General features: G+C 74.4%; 14 protein-coding genes and 2 pseudogenes. 9 read left to right on the plus strand and 7 right to left on the minus strand.

Annotation, left to right across the window (positions count from 1 at the left end):
* Window positions 1–108 precede the first annotated feature (108 nt).
* The 4 genes and pseudogenes from ACIBCA_RS01535 to ACIBCA_RS01550 all read left to right on the plus strand — a co-directional run bounded on the left by ACIBCA_RS01535 (window position 109) and on the right by ACIBCA_RS01550 (window position 3923).
* Window positions 109–699, plus strand: a complete 591-nt coding sequence (locus ACIBCA_RS01535; RefSeq protein WP_396280736.1) for a TetR/AcrR family transcriptional regulator — start codon at window positions 109–111, stop codon at window positions 697–699.
* 126 nt (window positions 700–825) lie between these two features.
* Window positions 826–1713: pseudogene (locus ACIBCA_RS01540) on the plus strand (MBL fold metallo-hydrolase); the annotation flags it as partial.
* 232 nt (window positions 1714–1945) lie between these two features.
* On the plus strand, window positions 1946–3367 hold the full coding sequence (locus ACIBCA_RS01545) for an amidase (protein ID WP_396280737.1): 1422 nt from the start codon (window positions 1946–1948) through the stop codon (window positions 3365–3367).
* Between the two features lie 10 nt (window positions 3368–3377).
* Window positions 3378–3923 (plus strand): DUF2165 domain-containing protein, encoded by a 546-nt coding sequence (locus ACIBCA_RS01550; protein WP_396280738.1) that lies wholly within the window; start codon window positions 3378–3380, stop codon window positions 3921–3923.
* Here ACIBCA_RS01550 and ACIBCA_RS01555 read toward each other — a convergent pair.
* The 3 genes from ACIBCA_RS01555 to ACIBCA_RS01565 all read right to left on the minus strand — a co-directional run bounded on the left by ACIBCA_RS01555 (window position 3904) and on the right by ACIBCA_RS01565 (window position 6839).
* Window positions 3904–4800: a hypothetical protein gene (locus tag ACIBCA_RS01555; protein ID WP_396280739.1), complete on the minus strand. Its 897-nt coding sequence runs from the start codon at window positions 4798–4800 to the stop codon at window positions 3904–3906. The two genes, ACIBCA_RS01550 and ACIBCA_RS01555, sit on opposite strands and share 20 nt — an antisense overlap.
* Before the next feature lie 114 nt (window positions 4801–4914).
* Window positions 4915–5409, minus strand: a complete 495-nt coding sequence (locus tag ACIBCA_RS01560; protein WP_396280740.1) for a hypothetical protein — start codon at window positions 5407–5409, stop codon at window positions 4915–4917.
* A gap of 2 nt (window positions 5410–5411) precedes the next feature.
* On the minus strand, window positions 5412–6839 hold the full coding sequence (locus ACIBCA_RS01565) for a molybdopterin-dependent oxidoreductase (protein WP_396280741.1): 1428 nt from the start codon (window positions 6837–6839) through the stop codon (window positions 5412–5414).
* 147 nt (window positions 6840–6986) lie between these two features.
* On the opposite strand from ACIBCA_RS01565, the gene ACIBCA_RS01570 reads away from it, so the two are divergent.
* Window positions 6987–8042 carry an NAD-dependent epimerase/dehydratase family protein gene (locus ACIBCA_RS01570; RefSeq protein WP_396280742.1) on the plus strand — a complete coding sequence of 352 codons (1056 nt, stop codon included), beginning with the start codon at window positions 6987–6989 and terminating at the stop codon, window positions 8040–8042.
* 2 nt (window positions 8043–8044) lie between these two features.
* Here ACIBCA_RS01570 and ACIBCA_RS01575 read toward each other — a convergent pair whose 3' ends face one another.
* Window positions 8045–9202 carry a sensor histidine kinase gene (locus ACIBCA_RS01575; RefSeq protein WP_396280743.1) on the minus strand — a complete coding sequence of 386 codons (1158 nt, stop codon included), beginning with the start codon at window positions 9200–9202 and terminating at the stop codon, window positions 8045–8047.
* Window positions 9199–10005: a response regulator transcription factor gene (locus ACIBCA_RS01580; RefSeq protein WP_396280744.1), complete on the minus strand. Its 807-nt coding sequence runs from the start codon at window positions 10003–10005 to the stop codon at window positions 9199–9201. The genes ACIBCA_RS01575 and ACIBCA_RS01580 overlap by 4 nt, the downstream gene beginning before the upstream one ends.
* A 152-nt stretch (window positions 10006–10157) precedes the next feature.
* Here ACIBCA_RS01580 and ACIBCA_RS01585 point away from each other — a divergent pair.
* The 4 genes and pseudogenes from ACIBCA_RS01585 to ACIBCA_RS01600 all read left to right on the plus strand — a co-directional run.
* Window positions 10158–10868 (plus strand): annotated as a pseudogene (locus ACIBCA_RS01585) (glycosyltransferase family 2 protein); the annotation flags it as partial.
* Between the two features lie 171 nt (window positions 10869–11039).
* Window positions 11040–11495 carry a DUF2064 domain-containing protein gene (locus ACIBCA_RS01590; protein ID WP_396281220.1) on the plus strand — a complete coding sequence of 152 codons (456 nt, stop codon included), beginning with the start codon at window positions 11040–11042 and terminating at the stop codon, window positions 11493–11495.
* On the plus strand, window positions 11492–12148 hold the full coding sequence (locus ACIBCA_RS01595) for an SAM-dependent methyltransferase (RefSeq protein WP_396280745.1): 657 nt from the start codon (window positions 11492–11494) through the stop codon (window positions 12146–12148). The genes ACIBCA_RS01590 and ACIBCA_RS01595 overlap by 4 nt, the downstream gene beginning before the upstream one ends.
* Before the next feature lie 157 nt (window positions 12149–12305).
* Window positions 12306–13556 carry an IS701 family transposase gene (locus ACIBCA_RS01600; RefSeq protein WP_396280746.1) on the plus strand — a complete coding sequence of 417 codons (1251 nt, stop codon included), beginning with the start codon at window positions 12306–12308 and terminating at the stop codon, window positions 13554–13556.
* A 276-nt stretch (window positions 13557–13832) separates the two neighbouring features.
* Here the strand turns inward: ACIBCA_RS01600 and ACIBCA_RS01605 are convergent, their stop codons facing one another.
* Window positions 13833–14444: a cytochrome b/b6 domain-containing protein gene (locus ACIBCA_RS01605; RefSeq protein ID WP_396280747.1), complete on the minus strand. Its 612-nt coding sequence runs from the start codon at window positions 14442–14444 to the stop codon at window positions 13833–13835.
* Window positions 14428–15081 carry a molybdopterin-dependent oxidoreductase gene (locus ACIBCA_RS01610; protein WP_396281221.1) on the minus strand — a complete coding sequence of 218 codons (654 nt, stop codon included), beginning with the start codon at window positions 15079–15081 and terminating at the stop codon, window positions 14428–14430. Before ACIBCA_RS01610 ends, ACIBCA_RS01605 begins: the two co-directional genes overlap by 17 nt.
* Window positions 15082–15098: the final 17 nt, after the last annotated feature.

A 15098-nucleotide genomic window follows, 5' to 3' on the forward strand; every position in this document is an offset into this window, starting at 1 on the left:
TCGGCCGTCATTCGTGAGGACGCCGGCCATGCGGCCGGCCGTGCGGTCGGCCGAACGTCCGGCCGTGCGTCCGGCCGTGCGCAAATGCTTCGCGTTAAGCTGGTGGTCATGACTCCCAGAGCCGCCACACGCCCCGGTGGGCGCAGCGCCCGTGTCCAGCAGTCCGTGCACCAGGCCGTCCGTGAGCTGGAGGCGGAGGTGGGGCGGGAGGCGCTCACGGTGCCGATGGTCGCCGCCCGTGCGGGGGTGACGCCGTCGACCGTGTACCGGCGCTGGGGGGATCTGCGGGAGCTGCTGTCGGACGTGGCGGTGGAGCGGCTGCGCCCGGACGCCCCGCCGGCCGACCACGGGAGCCTGCGGGCGGACCTGGAGGCGTGGGCCGAGCAGTTCGCCGAGGAGATGGACTCCACGGCGGGGCGCACCTACCTGCGCGACGCCCTGCTGGGTGACCCCGAGCAGGGCAACGCGGCGCGCTGCTCGGACTACGCCGCCGAGCAGTTGAAGGCCGTCGGGGTGCGCGCGGCCGGGCGGGGGGAGGCGGTGCCGGACGTGGAGACCCTGCTGGACGGCCTGGTCGCCCCGCTGGTGTACCGGATCCTGTTCCGCTCCTCGGAGCTGTCCCGGGCCTACACCGACCACCTGGTCGCGGTGGCGCTGGGCCGTACCGTGCCGCCCTCGTGGCCCGCCTCGGGAGTCTAAAAGCAAAGCGTTTGCGTTACGGGCGTCCGGCTGCTTAGAGTACTTAAGGCAAAGCGTTCGCTTTAAGGCTCGAGGTGCCCGGCTGGTCGACCCCTACGCCGCCCGCACCGCCGAAAGGATCCTCCGATGAGCACCGCCACCACCGCGACCACCGCGACCTGGCACCTCGGCGACATCGCCGTCCACCGCGTCGACGAGATCGAACTGCCCCGCCGGACCGGCCCCTGGCTGCTCCCGGGCGCCACCAAGGAGGTCCTCGACCAGGCGCCGTGGCTGCGCCCCGACTTCGCCGACGCCGAGGTCCCGCGCCTGGCCAGCCACAGCTTCGCGGTGGAGGCCGGCGGGCTGCGGATCGTCGTGGACACCGGCATCGGCAACGCCAAGCCGCGCGCCAACCCGGCCTGGAACGGCCTGGACACCGACTTCATGGCGCGCCTGGTGGCGGCCGGCTTCCCGCCCGAGTCCGTCGACCTGGTGATCACCACCCACCTGCACACCGACCACGTCGGCTGGAACACCCGGCTGGACGGCCGGGACTGGGTCCCCGCCTTCCCCAACGCCCGCTACCTCACCAGCCGCACCGAATGGGACCACTGGGCCGCCGTGGATATGGACGAGGCCCGCACCCAGATGTTCCGCGACTCCGTCCACCCCGTGCGCGACGCCGGACTGTACGACACCGTCGCCGTCCCCGAGCAGGGGCGCGAGGTGGCGCCCGGTGTCCTGCTGATCCCCACCCCCGGCCACACCCCGGGTCAGGTCGCCGTCGAGCTGCGCGGCAGCGACCGCCGGGCCGTCATCACCGGTGACAGCATCCACCACCCCGTCCAGCTCTCCCACCCCCACGTGCACAGCTGCGTCGACGCCGACCCCGCCCAGGCCGTCCGCACCCGAGCCCGTCTGCTCGACGGCCTGGCCGACACCGACACGCTGCTCCTGGGCACCCACTTCCCGCACCCCACGGCCGGCACCGTCCGCCGCGAGGACGGCCGCTACCGGCTGCTCGCCGAACCGGGCACCCAGCAGCCCGCCACCGCACCACCCAACCCCGCACCCACCCCGACGGAGACGGCCCGCTGGGCCGCCCGCGCCGGCCTGGCCCTGCCCGCCGAACGCCACGCCGCGGTCGCCGCCGTCGCCGCGCACATCCACGACGTCGTCTCGGTCCTGCGCGAGCTGGACTTCGCGGACGTCCCGCCCGCCGCCGCCTACCGATCCGAGCAGCACCCCGCGCAGGAGCAGCCCGATGCAGCCGTATGAACTGACCCTCGCCGCCGCCGCGGAGGAGATCCGCACCCGCCGGCTGTCCCCCGTCGAGCTGGTCGACTCCGTCCTGGCCCGCATCGAGCGGACCGAGCCCCACCTGGGCGCCTACGTCACCGTCACCGCCGAGCGGGCCCGCCTCGCCGCCCGCGACGCCGAGCACGAGGTGGCGCACGGCCGCCACCGCGGCCCGCTGCACGGCGTCCCGATGGCCCTCAAGGACCTGATCGACGTCAACGGCCTCCCCACCACGGCCAGTTCCCGGGTCCGTGCCGGCCACCGGGCGAGCGCCGACAGCACCGTCGCCGCCCGCCTGGACGCCGCCGGGGCGATCCTGCTCGGCAAGACCCACACCCACGAGTTCGCCTTCGGCCTCACCACCCCGCAGACCCGCAACGCCTGGAACCAGGACCGGGTCGCCGGAGGCTCCAGCGGCGGCTCCGCCGTGGCCGTCGCCGCCGGGGCCGCCACCTTCGCCCTGGGCACCGACACCGGCGGCTCGATCCGGGTGCCCGCCGCCCTCAACGGGGTCGTCGGCCTCAAGCCCACCTACGGCCTCGTCCCCCGGCACGGCGTCACCCCGCTGTCCTGGTCGCTGGACCACGTCGGCCCGATCACCCGCACCGTCGAGGACGCCGCCCTGGTCCTGACCGCCCTGGCCGGCCCCGACCCGCGCGACCCCGCCTCCCTGCCCGCCCCCACCGTCCCCCCGCAGTACCGCCCCGGTCCCGGGACCGACCTCACCGGGCTGCGCGTCGGCGTGCCGCGCACCCACTACTTCGACCGCGTCCACCCGGACGTGGAGAGCGCCGTCCGGCACGCCCTCGGGCAGCTCGAAGCCCTCGGCGCCCGGCTCGTCGACGTCGACATCCCGATGGCCCGCTACCTCCAGGCCACCCTGTGGGGCCTGATGGTCCCCGAGGCCGCCGCCTACCACGAGCACACCCTGCGCACCGCCCCCGAGCTCTACCAGGACGACGTCCGCATCCTGCTGGAAGCCGGCCAGCTGATGAGCGCCGGCGACCACCTGCGCGCCCAGCGCTCCCGCACCCTGATCCGCGCCGCCTGGGAGGGCCTGCTCCAGGACGTCGACCTGATCGCCGCCCCCACCGTCCCGGTCACCGCCGTCCCGGTCACCGCCGCCCCCGCCGACCAGCCCGCCCTCATCTGGCCGGACGGCACCGAGGAGAGCGTCTCCGACGCCTACGTCCGGCTCAACGCCCCCGCCAACATCACCGGACTGCCCGCCCTCACCGTCCCGGCCGGCCAGGACCGCGACGGCCTGCCCATCGGCCTGCAACTCCTCGCCCGCCCCCTCGCCGAAGCCACCCTGCTGCGGGTCGGCCACGCCTACGAGCAGACCCGGCCCGCCCTTCCCCAGCCGCCGACTCCCCTACAGAGCTAACCTCTTCACCATGCCGACCACCCGCGAACGCCTCCTCGCCCTCGGCTCGCCGAGGGCGGCCGCCGCCGTCCTCACCGGAGTGAACGCGCTCTACCTGCTGCTCGTGGTCCTCGGGAACGTCACCGACTACGGCACCAACCAGAAGTTCGTCCAGCACGTCCTCGCGATGGACACCACCTTCCGCGACCCGGACCTGATGTGGCGCGCCGTCACCTCCCCGGGCCTGCAGAACGCGGCCTACGTGGCCGTCATCGCCTGGGAGGCGCTGAGCGCCCTGACCCTCACGGCCGCCACCCTCGCCTGGTGGCTGCGCCCCCACCTGGCCCGCCGGCTCAGCACCCTCGGCCTGCTGCTGGTGCTGCTGCTCTTCGGCGCGGGCTTCATCGGCATCGGCGGGGAGTGGTTCGCGATGTGGCAGTCCAAGAGCTGGAACGGCCTGGACGCGGCGATCCGTAACGTCACCCTGGCCGGCCTGGCGCTGGTCGTGGTCAACCTGCCGCACCGCCCCCAGGACCGCCCCCAGGCCGACCCCTGGGTCAGCCCGGCAGGCCCTTGAACCCGGCGAGCAGCTCCTTCAGGGCCCGCTGCGCCGCCGGGTACGCCTCCTCGACGGCCGCGACGTCGGACGCCGAGCCCAGCGGCGGGTAATTGCGGCCGACCACGGCGACCTCGACCAGGATCCGGCCGTTGGTGCCGTAGAACACCGCCTCGCCGTAGTCCACGGACCCCGGGCCGGGCTTGGGAGAGGCCGTCAGGTCGCCGTCGGGGGCGAGTTTCCCGTTCGGCCCGATGGTCCAGTTCGGCCCCTTCGGAGGGGCCGTGGCACCGGCGGCGGCGGGCGCCGACGCACTGACCACGGCCACCCCCGGGCCGTCCGTCCCGGTGGTGGTCCACGCGGTGGTCACCACCTGCGCGGAGGCCCGCGAGGAGGAGTCCGCGGCCGTCACCGTGCGCGGCCCGCAGCCCCGGCCCGCCGCCAGCAGGTCCGCCAGCACCTTGCTGGTGTCCGCACCGGACGGGAGCACGTACACGCTCGCCCACAGCCCGTCCGACTCCGCCGGGACGCGCAACTCGTAGAGCGCCCCCGGCACGGGCACCGTCGGGGTCCCGATCCGGACCCTGTCGTCGACCCGCACCCCGGTCTTCGGCTGCTCCACCCGGCAGGGGGACAGGGCCAGCGGCTTCCCCGGCCCGGGGCGGAACACCTCCCCGCCGTGCAGCCCCGCCGTGCCGGGCACGTACACCGACTCGACGATCTGCCGGATGTGCGCGGACCCGAACTCGGTGCCCTCGACGTCGGCCACCGCGGTGGCCTCGACGGTGCCCGTGCCTGTGGCCGGGCCCGTCGGCGCACTCCCGCTCGAGCAACCGGCCAGTGCCAGGCAGGTGAGCCCCAAGACCGTTGCCGCCCACAGGCGTTCAGTCGTCCGCATGACCGCACGCTACCCTCGCGGCCCACCCGCCGTCCGGCCAACGGCCAACCCGGCCGTCAATCGCCGGCCGGGCCGGGGGGTCGTCGATGAAGTTCCGGGAAGATGTATGGCCAACTATGACGCCCCTGGTGCGCGTCGTTCCCCGGTGGCGCGGGTGGCCCGGCGGACGCGACGGAGTTTGAGGGCGAAGGCCAGGGCGGAGGCGGCGAAGAGCACGGCGGTGATGGCCAGCCATCGGCCGAGGTAGACGCCTTCGGGCAGTCCTGCGGCGTCGGGGTAGGGGGTCGACAGGTCGAGGATGAGGGGGAACCAGACGAGCAGCAGCACGCCGGCGAGGAAGGCGGGCACGCGCAGGTAGTTGATCCACGGCACCTGCGGTGCGCGGGTCGCGCGGTGGCGCAGGACGGCCTGTGCCGACAGGTCGGCGAGTGAGTACAGGGGCAGCAGGATCAGGTCGTGGAGGAGCGCCGCACCGACGAACCAGATCGCGACCTCGAGCGGGCGGACGGTGAACAGGCGTACCAGGGCGTAGCCGGTGACGGCGAACGAGGCGATCAGGACGAGCAGGTGGAGGGGGCTGGATCCGTACCAGCGGACGAGGCGCGTCACGGTCAGCTCCTGAAGGTGAGCCGGTGCACCCACTTGGTGTTGTTCACACCGGGGTTGGCCGGGACGATGACGCGGGCCGGGTAGCCGTGGTCGAGGGAGAGTTCGGCGCCGTTGACGTGCAGGGCGAGCAGCGACCGGGAGTCGTGGATCTGGTTGCCCCGCAGGATCACCGAGCTGTTGGGGCCGGGTGGTTGGACGGACTCCACCAGGACGCTCCCGGCGTCGGGCAGGCCCGCCAGGGCGGCGAGGTCGGCCAGCCGAAGGCCGCTCCAGTGCTGGTCGGAGGTGGACCATCCCTCCACGCAGGCGATCGGCAGCGCGGCGGCGAACTGGGGCATCGCGAGGAGCTGCGAGTAGGTGAGGACGATCGTCGGTCCGGGGCCGTGGAGCTCCAGCCGCCAGTCGGGGCCGACGTGCGCGGCGGTGATGCCGACGGCCGCGGCGGTCTTGTTGATCTGGAAGCCGTTCGGGCCGCTGCCCGGGGCACGGTTGTGCGGTGCGAGGAGGGCGGTGCTCCGCAGCCGACCGCCGATGCTCTGCCCTGCGGTGACCACCAGGAGGAGCAGCGAGCCGCCGCCCACCATGGCGAGCGCGCCGCGTCGGCTGATGCTCGGCGCCGCGGGGGCGGCCGGGACCAGGCCGCCGGGGTCGGGCGGCTCGGGCCGGGTGCCGTCGAGGCCGGTGCGCAGCTCCGTCAGCGGGTTGCGGGAGCGCAGGGCGCGGGTCATCCGGCCGAGTTTGAGGCTCACGTGGACGACGAAGGCCGCGATGAACACCCAGGCGCCGTAGAAGTGCAGGGTGTAGAAGGAGCCCGGGAAGACGTAGTGGAGCTGGATGTTGAGGATCCCGGTGACGAACTCGAAGACGGCCCCGCCCACCAGCCCCAGCAGCGACAGCCGCTCCAGCACATGGGCGACGCTGCGGACCGGCGGCCACTCGAACAGCTTCGGGATCACGGACCACAGCTTCGCGAGCACCACCGGCACCAGGACCACGCCGAGGGTCACGTGCACGCCCTGGGTGAGCCGGTAGAGCCAGGAGGGATGTGTGGGCCAGTCGAAGAGGTAGAAGCCCAGCAGGCCCTTGTCCGGTGTCTGGTCGTTGGGAGCACCGAGGCCGGGGTTGTAGGCGGCGTAGGACAGCGCGCCGGTCACGAAGAGGACCGGGATGCCGATCAGCAGCACCAGGCCGAACACCGAGGTCAGCCAGGGGCCGCGGATCGGGCTGCGCCAGAAGCCGGAACGGAACGGCCCCGGGGGCGGAGGAGCCTGCTCGACCCGCCGCACGAGGGCCCGGGCACGGGCGGCCCCCTGGGAGATCCGCACCGCCGCGGCAGCACGAAGGTGTTCGATGCGCCCCCGCGGGTGCTCCTTCTCCGCCCTCGGGCGCTGCGGCCCGCCGGGGGCCGGGGGCCGTCCGTCACTGCCCATCAGCTGCCTCCTCTGTTCGCGTGCCGATCCGTACGGGACGCTACTCGGCGGGCCGCGCGCGACGAGGGATTGCGATGCTTAAGGAAGTGTGACGGCCGCTTCGTACCAGGACGGCGTGCGCCGCCTCGGCCGGTAGGGTCTGCGGCCATGAGGATTCTGGTCACCGGCGGTGCCGGGTTCATCGGTTCCGCGGTCGTACGGGCCCTGGCGGCGGCAGGACACGAGGTCCGCGTGCTGGACGCGCTGCTGCCCGCCGTCCACCCCTCCGGGGTGATGCCCGAGCTGCCGGAGGGCGTGGAACCGCGACACGGTGACGTACGGGACGCGGCGGCGGTCGGGCAGGCGCTGGCCGGGGTGGACGCGGTCTGCCACCAGGCCGCGATGGTGGGCCTGGGGCTGGATCTGGACGACGCGCCCGCCTATGCGGGCTGCAACGACCTGGGCACCGCCGTCCTGCTCGCCGAGATGGCGCGGTCCGGGGTGCGCAAGCTCGTACTCGCCGGGTCGATGGTGGTCTACGGCGAGGGCCGCTACCGGTGCCCCGCGCACGGGGACGTCTCGCCCGGTCCGCGTCGCCCGGACGCGTTGGACGCCGGCCGGTTCGAGCCGCCCTGCCCGCGGTGCGGCGCCGAGTTGCGCCCCGGCCTGGTGACGGAGGACGCGCCCACCGATCCGCGCAACGTGTACGCGGCCACCAAACTGGCCCAGGAGCACCTGGCGGGCGCCTGGGCCCGGGCCTGCGGAGGCCGCGTTCTGACGCTGCGCTACCACAACGTGTACGGGCCGGGGATGCCGCGCGACACGCCGTACGCCGGGGTGGCCTCGCTGTTCCGCTCCGCCCTGGCCGGGGGCAGGGCACCCCGGGTGTTCGAGGACGGCGGCCAGCGCCGGGACTTCGTCCACGTCGAGGACGTCGCCGCCGCCAACCTCGCCGCCCTCGAGGCGGCCGGCGACCGGCCGGCGGGCGGCGCCCGGGCCTACAACGTGGGCAGCGGCGAGGTGCACACGATCGGGGAGATGGCCCGGGCGCTGGCCACCGCTCACGGCGGTCCGGCCCCGGTGGTGACCGGCGAGTACCGGCTCGGCGACGTCCGGCACGTCACCGCGGACTCCTCCCGGCTCCGCGAGGAGCTCGACTGGCGCGCCGTGATCCCCTTCGCCGAGGGAATGACGGAGTTCGCGGCGGCGCCCCTGCGCGCGTGACCTCAGCTCCGCGCGGCGGGGAGGACGATCTCGAAGCAGCAGCCCCCGGCGACGTTGCGGACCCGGGCGTGCCCGGCGTGCGCCTCGACGATGCCGCGGACGATGGCGAGCCCGAGCCCGGCTCCGCTGCCACCGCCCTCGCCCGGCCGGCCCGCGTCCCCCTGGTCGGCCGGCCGGGGCGTGCGGGCGGCACTGCCGCGCCACCCCGTTTCGAACACCCGGGGCAGGTCCTGCTCCGGGATGCCGCCGCAGCCGTCGGTGACCGAGAGCACCACCTCGTCGGCCTCCCGACGGGCGGAGACCGCGACCACACCGTCCTCGGGGGTCGAACGAATGGCGTTGACGAGGAGGTTGCCGAGCACCCGGGTGATCTCGCCGCTGTCCACCTCGACGGGCTCCGCGGCGACCTGTCGGCCCTCCAGCCGGACGCCGCGCTTGCGGGCCAGGGGGTGGGCCCCGGCCAGCGCGTCGTCGACGAGGTCGTAGACGGACACCCGGGACAGCGACAGGGCCAGCGCCCCCGCCTGGATGCGCGAGAGCTCGAAGAGGTCGTCCACCATCCCGGTCAGCCGCTCGACCTCGGTCCGCATCCGCTGGAGGTACCGCTGCGGATGTTCCGCGATGCCGTCCTCGAGCGCCTCGGCCATGGCGCGCAGCCCTCCCAGCGGGGTGCGCAGGTCGTGCGAGATCCAGGCGATCAGCTCCCGGCGGGAGGCGTCCAGGGCCTGCGCGCGGGCCCTGGACTCGGCCAGTCGGGCGCTGGTGGCGGCGAGCTCCTCGCTGAGCTGGGCCAGCTCCAGGCCCAGCGGGGGCGCCGGCGCGGTGAACCCGGCGTCGCTGCCCACCGTCCGGGCGGCTGCGGTCAGCGCCCTGCCCCCGGCCACGACCTGGCGGCCGAGCAGCGCGGCGGTCGCCAGCGACACCACCGAGGCCATCGCCAGCACCGTGATGACCACCCCGAGGTCGTGCCGGGACAGGAACATCGCCTGGGCGACGGCGAAGGTGCCGGAGGTGACCGCCAGCACGGTGACGGCGGCGACGCAGAACAGCGTCAGCGCGAGCGAGCGCCGGCGCAGCAGCCGGACGGCCGCCCAGCCGAGCAGGCCGGCCCCGCCGGCGCCCAGCGCGGCGAACAGGGCGATCAGCAGCAGGTCCTTCACGCCGGACCGCCGCCTTCCCGCTCCGCTGCCGGGCCGCTCTGCTGCCCGGTCTCCGAGCCGGTCTCCTGCCCGGTGGCCGGGTCGTAGCGGTATCCGACACCCCAGACGGTGGTGATCAGGACCGGCGCGGCCGGGTCGTCCTCGATCTTCTCGCGCAGTCGGCGGATGTGGACGGTGACGGTGGACAGGTCCCCGAAGTCCCAACCCCACACGCGTTCCATCAGCTCCCGGCGGGAGAACACCGTCTGCGGGTGCCGGAGGAGGAACGCCAGAAGGTCGAACTCCCGCAGGGTGAGCAGCAGTTCACGCCCACCCCGGTGGGCACGGCGGGCCTGCGGGTCGAGCGCGATGTCTCCGGAGACCACCGGGCCGTCGGCGGCGGACGCGCGAGCGGCGGCCCGGGAGCGGCGCAGTACGGACTCGACGCGCAGCACGAGTTCGCGCGGACTGAAGGGCTTGGTCACGTAGTCGTCCGCGCCCAGTTCCAGACCGAGGATGCGGTCGGCCTCGTCACCCTTGGCCGTCAGCATGACGACCGGCAGCCCGGCGCCGTCCTCGGAGGCGCGCAGCCTGCGCAGGATCTCCAGGCCGTCGAGGCCGGGGAGCATGAGGTCCAGGACCAGCAGGTCAGGCCGATGGGCCCGGGCCAGGGCAAGGCCCCGGTCGCCGTCGGCGGCGCGGTCGACCCGGTGGCCCGCCCGGGTGAGGTAGCCGGCGACGACCTCGGCGACCGTCGGATCGTCGTCGATCACCAGGATGCGGCCGGGGCACGGCGGTCCTGGTGTGGTGGGGCTCTCGTTCACCCCGCCGAGGATACGAGCCCCGGCGGGCACCGGGCGCCACGCCGGGTCCGACGTCCCGGTTCCGTAAGATCCCCCGAACGGGCCACCGGCGCCCGGACGTCGCACTTCCGTAAGGGCGCGGTTCGGCTTCCACCGGCGCGGCCGCGGTTAGCGTGACCGACGTGATCCCACCCTTCGTCGCTGATGTCGTTCTGCCCTGCCTCGATGAGGCCGAGGCCCTCCCCTGGGTGCTCGGACGGGTCCCCGCCGGCTGGCGGGCGATCGTCGTGGACAACCGTTCGCGGGACGGCTCCGCGGAACTGGCCCGCTCCCTGGGCGCAACCGTCGTCGAGGAGAGCCGTCGCGGCTTCGGTGCCGCCTGCCACGCCGGACTCCTCGCCGCCACCGCCGAGTTGGTCTGCTTCATGGACTGCGACGGCTCGCTCGACCCGGCCCAACTGCCGCGGGTCGCCGAACCGGTCGCGGCGGGCGAGGCGGACCTCGTGCTCGGCCGGCGCCGCCCCGCGGGAGCCGGCGCGTGGCCCGTGCACGCCCGGCTCGCCAACGCCCTGCTGGCCCGCCGCCTGCGCGCCCGTACCGGCGCGCCGCTGCACGACCTGGGGCCGATGCGCGCCGCGCGCCGGGAACGGCTGCTCGCGCTCGGGCTGGGAGACCGCCGCTCCGGCTATCCGCTGGAGATGGTGCTCGCCGCCTCGGCGGCCGGGATGCGGATCGCCGAGACCTCCGTCGACTACCTGCCCCGCACCGGGCGTTCCAAGGTGACCGGGACGCTGCGCGGCACCCGGCAGGCCGTACGGGACATGCGGGCCGTCCTGGCCGCACCGCCGCCCACCCTGCTGGTCATCGCGAAGTCCCCGGTGCCCGGGCGGGTGAAGACCCGCCTCACCCCTCCCTGCACCCCCGAGCAGGCGGCGACGCTGGCGGCGGCCGCGCTCGAGGACACCCTCACCGCCCTGAGCCGGGTGCCCGCCGGGCGGCGGCTGCTGGTGCTGGACGGCGAACCGGGACGGTGGCTGCCGCCCGGCTGGGAGGTGGTGCCGCAGTGCGCGGGCGGGCTCGACGACCGCCTGGCCGCCGCCTTCGCGCACGCCGCCCGGGTGGCCCCGCGGGCACCCGCCCTGCTGGTCGGCATGGACACCCCGCAGGTCGACGCGGCCGCGCTGGCCGAGCCGCTGTCGGCCGCCCGCCGCCCGGGCGTGGACGCCTGGTACGGGCCCGCGGCGGACGGCGGGTTCTGGGCCCTCGGGCTGGCGAATCCCACCGAACGGCTCGCCCGGCGGCTCCTGCTGGGCGTACCGATGTCCACGCCCGGTACCGGGCGGGCCCTGCTCGACCGCCTCACCGCCGCCGACCTGACGGTCCACCACCTCGACCTCGCCACCGACGTGGACACCATCCTCGACGCGCGCCGGGTCGCCGCCCAGGCGCCGCAGACCAGGTTCGCCGCGCGCCTGCGCTCGATCGACACCGCACTGGAGGCGGCCGGATGACCGCCCCGGCCACCGCGTGGGTGGACGATCCGTTCGCCGAGGCCGTCCGCGCCGGCCACGGCCCGCTCTGGCTGCGCCGGGAGGACGGGGCGCGCATCCCCCTCGACGTCGAACGCTGGTGCGCGCCCGCCGCCGCCGGCGACCACAGCCTGCTGCGGCGCTGCCTGCGGCTCAACGCGCCGGTGGTGGACCTCGGCTGCGGGCCCGGCCGCCTGGTCGCCGCTCTGCTGGCCCTCGGCGTCCCCGCGCTCGGTGTCGACATCACCGGCGCCGCCGTGGCGCGGACCCGGCACCTCGGCGGTCCGGCGCTGTGCCGATCGGTGTTCGACCGCCTGCCCGCCGAGGGCCGCTGGGGCGCCGCGCTACTCGCCGACGGCAACCTCGGCATCGGCGGCGACCCCGACGCCCTCCTCCTCCGGGGCGCCGAACTCATCGCACCGAACGGGCTGTTGCTGGTGGAGGTGGAGCCGGAGGAGGTGGACGAACGCGCCGTCGTCCGGGTCGAAGGCCCGGACGGCCGCCTGGGCCCACCGTTCCCCTGGGCCCGTCTCGGCACGGCCGCCACCCTGCGGCGGGCCCGCACCGCGGGCCTCGCCGAGGCGGAGCGCTGGACCTCGCACGGCCGCCGCTTCCTCGCGCTGCGCAAGGGGTGAACGGCGCCGCGCACAGGGTGGGAGCCCCTGGACGCGGCCGATGACGGGCCGCGGTCCAGGGGCTCCGGTGCCGCCTAGTAGGGCTTGGTCAGGTCGACTCGGTGGTGGCGTGTCTTCGTGTTGGGTGGCTCGTTGTTGAGGTGTGACACCTGGGGAGATGGCCGAGGTCCGGGAGGACCTGGAGGCGTTCGCGGCAGAGTTGTTCGAGGCGTTCACGAGGGCTGACCAACGGCGTTGGGGGCAGGCGTATGTGCGCGGGCTGCTTCTGGACGGCAAACGCAAGTCTGTGGAGCCGATGGCCGCGCGGCTCGGGGAGGACGGCAACCGCCAGGCGTTGGCGCACTTCGTGACGACGAGCCCGTGGGACCCGGCTCACGTGCGGGCCCGCCTGGCATGGAAGATGCAGGATTCCATCAAGCCGACCGCGCTGATCATCGACGACACGGGGTTCCTCAAGGACGGGGACGCCTCCGCGTGTGTGTCGCGGCAGTACACCGGGACCGCGGGCAAGGTCACCAACTGCCAGGTGGGCGTCTCCCTCCACATGGCCGACGACCACGCCTCCGCGCCGGTCGACTGGCGCCTGTTCCTCCCCGCGACCTGGGACCCGGCCTCGGCCAAGGCCGATCCGGACAAGATCGCCCGGCGTGCCCGATGCGGCATCCCCGAGGGTCTGGGACATGTGGAGAAGTGGCAGCTGGCCCTCGACATGATCGACGAGACCCGGTCGTGGGGCGTTCATGTCCCGCTCGCCATCGCCGATGCCGGATACGGCGACGCCGCCGCGTTCCGCCTCGGCCTCCAGGAACGCGGCCTGCACTACGTGGTGGGAGTCTCCACCACGCCGACCGCGCATCCGGCCGAGGCCCGGCCCGTCACGCCTGCCTACAGCGGCACCGGCCGGCCGCCGGTCGCGAAGTACCCGGACAAGCCCCGCAGCGTGAAGGAGCTGGTCTGCGCGGTCGGGCGCAAAGCCGCCAAGCCGGTGTCCTGGCGGGAAGGATCCCGCCCCGGCAGGTCCAGGAGCGGCTTCAAGCGGATGTACTCGCGCTTCGTGGCCCTGCGGATCCGCCCTGCCGGACGCGAGATCCGCGACGCGGCCAAGGGCGTGGAGCTGGCCGAGTGCTGGCTGCTGGCTGAATGGCCCGCCAAGGCGAGCGAGCCGGTCCAGTTCTGGCTCTCCGACCTGCCCGCCGACACCCCGCTGACCACCCTGGTCCGACTGGCCAAGCTCCGCTGGCGCGTCGAGCACGACTACCGGGAGATGAAACAGGCTCTCGGCCTGGCCCATTTCGAGGGCCGCACCTTCACCGGCTGGCACCACCACGTCACACTCGTCTCCCTCGCCCACGCCTTCTGCACTCTGCGCAGGCTGGCCACCACCCCAAGAGACACGGGGCCGGCCTGAGCCTCTACCAGGTCGTCCGCGAGCTGCAGACCCTCCTCGCGACCTGGGCCGGAGCCTGCCCCACCTGCCACCGCGACATACCCAGACCAGAACCGACCTGACCAAGCCCTACTAGTGCCGCGTCAGGCAACCTTTGCCCTTCAAGGAGCGGCGTCCGGTGCGTGCTCTCGCCCTGCCGGCCGGAAGTCCTCGTACTGGACGTACTTGGGCTTTCGGCCGGTGCGGCGAGAGTGCGTGCCGGGGGGCGCGACGGGGCGAAGGTTGCCTGACGCGGCACTAGCGTTCGGCGTCCGTGGCCTGCCACTGCGGGTGTTCGCGCTCGGCCCAGCGTCGTTCCACCAGGCCGGTGCGCATCCCGAGTCGCGCTTCCGGATCCCGCCAGGCCATCCGGACGTGCCCGGCGACGACGATGCCGATCGCGGCGGCCAGCCAGTCGTGGACGAAGGTCGCGCCGGTACGCCAGGACGGCGGGGCGAGGTGGGTGAGCCACATCAGCAGCCCGGTGCCGACGATCACCAGCATCGACCCGAGCGTCCACTGCGCGTACAGCTTCTGACCGGCGTTGAACTTGCCCGCAGGCCGGTCCGCGGCCCGGGTGCGCACCGCCCGCAGCCACCGCCAGTCCGCCGGGGCGAAGCGGCTCAGCCGGCTCAGGTCCGCCCGCACCGCCCGGAAGGCGAGGCCGGTCAGCAGCGGCACCGGCAGCGCCAGGCCGCACCACACGTGCGCGGTGACCACCAGCGGCCGGTTGCCGACCAGTTCGGCGAGCGGCGCCACATACAGGCAGGCCGCCGTGGCCAGGCACACACCCATCAGCGCGGCCGTCGTCCTGTGCACCCAGCGCTCGGCTCGGGTGAAGCGGCGGACCAGGTCAGCTCGTCGGCGCATCGGACCTCCCGTTCGACCGGCCGACCCAGGCGTCGACGTCGTAGCCGCCCTGCTCCCAGTACCCGGGCTGGACCGCGTCGGTGACGGTGACGCCCGACAGCCACTTCGCGGACTTGTAGAAGTACATCGGCGCGACGTACAGCCGCACCGGCCCGCCGTGGTTGTGGCCGATCGGCTCGTCGCGCATGCGCAGGGCGATCAGCACGTCGTCCCGCCGGGCCTGCTCCATGGTCAGGCTCTCGGTGTACTCCCCGTCGAAGCAGCTGAAGCGCACCGCCTTGGCTCCCGGCTTGACCCCGGCGGCGTCCAGCAGGTGCGCCAGCGGCACCCCCTCGAACGGCGTGTGGGGCACCCGCCAGCCGGTGACGCACTGGACGTCCCTGACCAGCCGCCGCTGCGGCATCGCCCGCAGGTCGGCCAGCCGGTGGCTGGCCGGGCGCTCCACCATCCCGTCCACGGCGAGGGTGTAGTCACCCTCCCCGCGCTCGGGGACGGAGGTCACCACCGAGTAGTACCGGAAACCGTTGTTGCCCGGCAGCAGGCCGCTGATCCCGCTCGGGTCCTTCTCCGCCAGCGCCGACTCGACCCGCTGCAGGGACGGGCCGGCCGCGACGCCCAGGGCACCGAGCCCGAGCATCCCCAGCACGACCCGCC

This window comes from Kitasatospora sp. NPDC051170, assembly GCF_044455705.1.
Taxonomy (GTDB): domain Bacteria; phylum Actinomycetota; class Actinomycetes; order Streptomycetales; family Streptomycetaceae; genus Kitasatospora.